We start from the raw sequence: 5,730 nt of genomic DNA, 5'->3' as shown, positions 1-5,730 counted from the left end.
GGCCTCGTCTGCGTTTGATCCCCCTAAATCCCCCTTAAAAAGGGGGACTTTTTTGCGTTCCCCCCTTTTTAAGGGGGGCTAGGGGGGATCGAGAGAAGGTGAACATCGTTAAGAGCAGTTTGTGTATAAGCAGTAGCCCACAAGACGAGGGGCTGCTGATCTGTACGTGATGATTTCTGAGCAAGCTGTATCAAACTAAGCACTCACTTTCACCAACACTAAGCCATCTTCTTCTTTCACTTCAAAGACGGGTAACGGCTTTTCCGCAGGCCCAGTGGTCACAGACCCATCCAGGGCAAAGACGGAACCATGGCAGGGACAGGGCAGATTTTTCGCGTCGGGGTCGAGCTTGACGGTGCAGCCCTGATGGGTACACATGGGATTGAGGGCGACGAGATCAGCGGTATCCGGATGCCGGAAAATCATCACATAGGGTTACTGTATCGGGTTGCTGTGTTTAGGATTGTTGAACGGGAACATCTGGTTTGGTGACCACTACATGGGGGTCGGTGGTGGGGGTGGGTGCGATGGGGTTAGGGCGGAGTTTGTAACGGGCGGCAGCGATCGCAACAAAGAGCAAATCCATCCCCACCAGACCCGCGACAATCCACTGTGATCCCCCCGTGGCGAATCCGTAACTATGCAACCCGGTTCCGAGGACAAAGTTAACGCCATACCAGGCCATCAGCACCGCATTGAACCCCACCACACTCGTTACAGCCAACCCAAAGGAACCGAGCCACCCCATGAGACGACCGTGGAGCGGAACCACGTAACACATCAACGCAATCAGCGCCCAGGTTTCTTTCGGGTCCCAGCCCCAGAAACGTCCCCAGGAGAAATGCGCCCAGATGCCACCGAGAATAATCCCCGTTGTGAGCAGCAACACGCCCACTTGCAGCACGCCGTAATTCCATTTGCTGAGTTGGGCAATGCGGGGGGATTGGGGGGCGAAGAGATAAAACCCCAGCAGGATATGTCCTAACCCCAAGGCTAGGGCGAAACTGGCATAACTGAGGGTGATCGTCGGGACATGAACCGCGAGCCAAAAGTTATCGCGCAGGACGGGGACGAGGGGGCGGATGCTGGGGTCGAGGACGGCGGGGAGGCTGTCGGCGAGGAGGAGGCAGACGATGGAAAGGGGAGCGGCGGCGAGGAGGTAGTAGCGGGCGCGGTGTTTGAGTTCAAAGAGGAGGGCGATCGCAGCCACACCAAAACTCACCCAAATCACGGATTCATACATATTCGTCACGGGGGGACGACCGGCGATCTGCATCCGTTCAACGAAGCCGTAACCGTGAATCCCCAACCCTGCCACGAACAGCCCGATCGCCGCTTGATCCCATTCGCTCTTGCCAGTAAGGACAACGATCAGCATCGTGACGAAAGCGATCGCGTAGAGTTGCCAGGCTTTCGCGAAGGGATGGAGGCGATAAAAGCGGGTTTCCCGTTCGAGGGGGGCGGTATCGGGGTACACTGTCGGGCTGAGGTCAGCGAGGGTATCATGGAGGGTTTGGGCTTGGCTGGCGAGATCGCGGGTATGTTGGCGATAACTTTGGCGCAGGGATTGGTAGAGGGTCGCGATCTGCTCCGCTGTGCTGTCAGGATAGAGGGTCGCGGTGTCGGCAATCCCCACCCAAGCCCCGTGGGCATCGCTGGGATGGGGGACGAGGGGTAGGGCTTCGCTGCTCACTGTGCCGATCAACAGCGAGAGGCGGTCTTCGAGGCGCAGGGCTTCCCGTTCAGCGCGGCTCAGGTCTTGATCTTGGGCGTGTTGGTGGGCAGTGGAGACGATGCCGCCAAGGCGCGATCGCATCAACTCCCCAAAGGTGAAGTATTTCTGCTCCGGATCTAGCCCCACCTCTGCTTTTAACGGGCGATAGTTGAACAGAATAAACGGCTCTTGGTTCCAGTCGCGATCGTTAAACAGCAGCGCGAGATAGGTCTGGAGTCCGTCCAACTGTTCCCCATTGGTGGCTCTGTAGGTGGTGCGACCATGGATCTGCTGCACTGTTTCCCGCGCCACGGTATCGAGGGGCTTTTTGCGACCGTCCAACTGCACCGCTAAATCTTGCAGCGGCGCGAGGGGAGAGGCGGAAAATTGACTGAAGGGAACCACAATCAAGACCACGCCTAAACAGAGTCCAATCAGGAATTTTGCAAATTTCATGGGTTCAATCAAGAGGTTAAACAACGAGTCGTTAGGATGTGCCCTCACCCAACCCTCTCCCCCAGGAGAGGGCTTCTGGCTCCCTTCTCCCCCAGGAGAGGGCTTCTGGCTCCCTTCTCCCCCAGGAGAGGGCTTCTGGCTCCCTTCTCCCCCAGGAGAGGGCCTCTGGCTCCCTTCTCCCCCAGGAGAGGGCTTCTGGCTCCCTTCTCCCCCAGGAGAGGGCCTCTGGCTCCCTTCTCCCCGTGGGAGAAGGGTCGGGGATGAGGGCCCAGCTAGGAAGGTGAAACGGGTTCAGGTGTTGCGATCGCGCTGCTTAATCCCGCCTCAGACTCTGACGAGAGGGGAACAGTTGACGGCTCAGTGTGCCGCCATTGCTTCACCAAGGCCGGGCCATAGAACATCACCGCAATCCCACTAATCACCAGCGCCGACCCGATCCAGGTTAAGGCCGTCACCCAAGCCGGTTCCCGCTTCACTTGCAGGGTGGATTGCTTCAGATCCCCCGGATTCCACGAGGCTTGGGCCAGTTTCCAACCGTGATACCAGGTGGGGTGATTCATCCACACTCGCCGCGCTTCCACCCACTGCGCCACCGGATCAATAATTTCAATCTGACTCGTCCACATCGCCACTGACTCCGAGCCTTCATTGCGATCCACAATAAAATCATCCAACTGTACCGCAAAGGGGAGTTGCAGCAGTTTGGGCGTAAAGGCGGCCAGGGTTTCCCCGCCGTCGGGTTCGGCGATCGCGGTGGGTTCACCCCAGGGGAGCCAAGCCTCGGCTCCTGCCGCCGTGCGCACCTGGAGGGCAGGAACGCCCTCTAGACCCGGCTCCTCAACGGGGACAACTTCGCGGTGTAGTTGGGCATGGTCGAGCACATCGGCGAGGCGAATCTGGAAATCCGCCCAGCCAGGGGTAACGGTTTGACCGCGATTAAACGGCCCGGATTTGACCCCTTGGGAGGATTTCGCCACGTAATACAGTTGCGCATCGGGCCCGATTACCACATGGAAATAGTCTTGGGGTTGGGGCGGCGCGATCGCATAATCAACCCTCAGATCCTCAGTGAATGCCATCGTGATCGGCGTGCGCACCGGCGGAAAATCCGGTTTCGCAAACACAAACCACCGCTCTTTTCCCGTCGGAGATTGCACCGTTAACTGTACCGCCGGATTTTGAAACTCATCCGAGACGCTGATCGGCTGGCCTTTGCCGTTGAGTTGAAAATTGGGAAACACTGCCACCACTTGCGCCGTGATATCCCCGCAGCGAATCGACTGATCCGACTGGGCCGCCGTCTGAAGATCGATCACGTTCGATTGATCCGGAGTGGTGAGGGTGAGGGTTCCCCAAGGGTGAGAATCGGCATCGGTGGAGGGATGGAGAAGCTGGTCAAGTTCGGCCCCACTCTCAGCACGGGCGATCGCCAGTTCCGCCGGGCCCAGGGTGACAGAACGATAGGGGAGCGGCGCGATCGCCAACCAGCGATCCACGGTTTGGACCATGCGATCGCTCCGTAACTCCAACCGCACCGCCGGATTCTCCACCGCGCCCCCCGCCTGAAAACTCACAGTTTTAATCGTATTTTCCCGATAATCCAGCAACTCCAAACCCGCCGCCTGCCGCGTCTTCACCTGCCCATTGGTGATCACCACCTCCGCCTGTGCCAGGGATTGATCGGGCTGCATCACCTCTAAAAATTCTCCCTCGACTCGAATTTGGTTCGTCGGGTTTGCATCCGTGCGAACGAGTAACATCCCTTCCACCCCCACATGGATCACCGCCGCCGCCCCGGCAATAATCACAATCAACCCCAAATGGGTCAGGGCAAACCCCACCTTCCGCGCCCCCCGCCAGGGATAGCGCGACATCGCCGAAGCCCCTAAATTCAGCGCTAGCAAAAACATCAAGCCCCCAAACCAGGGACTCTTATAAATCACCTCTTGCACCGTACTCGACCCCACCTGGGACTCGTACACCGTCGCCCCGATCAAAATCACCACAATGGCCGCCATCAACGGCACTGCCAAGCGAATCGAGCCGAATCCTTTCAACAAACGACGGAGCATCATAAGTCACGAAGAGGGGAATGGTACAACGTCTCCATGGTGTCGGGACTCGCTCATTTTTTTTGTAGTGAAAGTGGCAAAACCCGGCTCAATCATGCAAATTAATCATGATTCGATGCATGATTAACCCACCCATCCCCCCTACTTGATCGCCGCCGGAGCCTCACCGTCCACCACCAAATCTGTAAAGTAGATCGCCACGTTGGATTCCGGTAACTGTTGATCGGGAACTTTCTGCCAATCAGTCGCTTGGGGAAAGCGGTTTTTGAGGGTCTGGAACCGAGGGCGATCGCGCTCAATCGATCGCGACACCACCAACACCACCCGCAATAGCTCCGACGTGAAAAACGGACTGTCACTATAGACACTCATCGCCCGTCCATGGGTTGTTACGAACAATTCACTGAAATACGCCAGCGGTAAAACACGTCCATTCACCAGTAACCATGATGAAAAAGCACTAATATTATCTATTCCCAGAGTAATTACATCTTTTGGACTTTGAATGAGATTTTGAATTTCAGTAAGAATTCCCGGAATATTTTGCGATGTGATGTTCCGATCATAGAGGTATTCTGATGTTGCGAAATACTCGGACTTTTCTCGAATTAAAAAATTTTCTTTAGCAAAAATACCAACATGAAAAATATTAGGAAAGATAACAATGAGTAGCAAGATAAGCCAGTATATTTTTTTTCGCTTTTGATACTGTTCCTTGAATAGAAATATTACTCGTAAAAGAATGGTCAATACAATCATTTCTACAATGATAAAATGATACGATCCATGGCGTGGATTAAATACCAAAAAATTATACCCAATGCGGTTGGAGAGGTAAGCAAGGGGGAAGAGCGGAATAAAGCCCACACAGGCAGCAAATCTTAAGAGTGACGGGCTAAACTGATGGTGATGATGCCATAGTAGCCATGCCATTGCAGCACTCAGGGGCAAGACGAGAATGGCAAGGGGAATAATTCGATTATGAAAGACAATATCTGAAAAGAAGGGTAACCAGCTATCACTAAAGAAGACAAAGTGCATCCACACAAACATACCTTGGAAGAGGTAGAGAGTCGGAACAGCCAGAAGAAAAAGGAGCATGTACCAGCCGCGTGGGTGATCCGGTGAAAAATCTGAGAGTTCTGACTGCTGCAAGACATTAACGGTTTGGGTTAAGGCTTGGTTGATCCCTGACAGTAAAGCGGGTGGGATGGCAAAACTGAGTCCGCCGATCGTGAGCAAGATCAGTTTTTGTGGCCAGTTTAGTGATGTTTTGAGATAGAAAAATAATTCAATGACTAGATAAATACAGAGGGCAAACGCAGCGGTGACCGCAGAATACTTGATCCAATAGACACTGCCTGCGAGGATGCCGATTGTGGCAATATCTAAGGCGGTTTTGCGGAAGCGGAGTGATGCGGCTTGGGCTTGCCAGTGGGCGATAAGGTGTAAACCGTAGAGGTAGAGCCAGGGGAGGAGGCCGAAGGG

Annotated in this window: 4 protein-coding genes; all 4 read right to left on the bottom strand. The window is 54.9% G+C overall.

The genetic code is table 11. The features are described from left to right. Positions 1–195: 195 nt before the first annotated feature. On the bottom strand, positions 196–426 hold the full coding sequence (locus tag PN477_RS17610; RefSeq protein WP_272119063.1) for a QcrA and Rieske domain-containing protein: 231 nt from the start codon (positions 424–426) through the stop codon (positions 196–198). Positions 427–457: 31 nt separating this feature from the next. Next, on the bottom strand, positions 458–2,170 hold the full coding sequence (locus PN477_RS17605; protein ID WP_272119057.1) for a cytochrome c biogenesis protein: 1,713 nt from the start codon (positions 2,168–2,170) through the stop codon (positions 458–460). Between the two features lie 272 nt (positions 2,171–2,442). Beyond that, a complete protein-coding gene (locus PN477_RS17600; RefSeq protein WP_272119059.1) occupies positions 2,443–4,245 on the bottom strand; it encodes a cytochrome c biogenesis ResB family protein in 1,803 nt (600 codons plus the stop codon). A gap of 138 nt (positions 4,246–4,383) precedes the next feature. Then, positions 4,384–5,730, bottom strand: a 1,347-nt coding sequence (locus PN477_RS17595) for a hypothetical protein (RefSeq protein ID WP_272147509.1), incomplete at its 5' end; no start/stop codon positions are given.

This window comes from Spirulina subsalsa CS-330 (assembly GCF_028330765.1).
In the GTDB taxonomy this organism is placed as follows: Bacteria; Cyanobacteriota; Cyanobacteriia; order Cyanobacteriales; family Spirulinaceae; genus Spirulina; species Spirulina subsalsa_A.
Note: the sequence above shows the minus strand (reverse complement) of the source record. Positions and strands in the feature narration are given on the sequence as shown.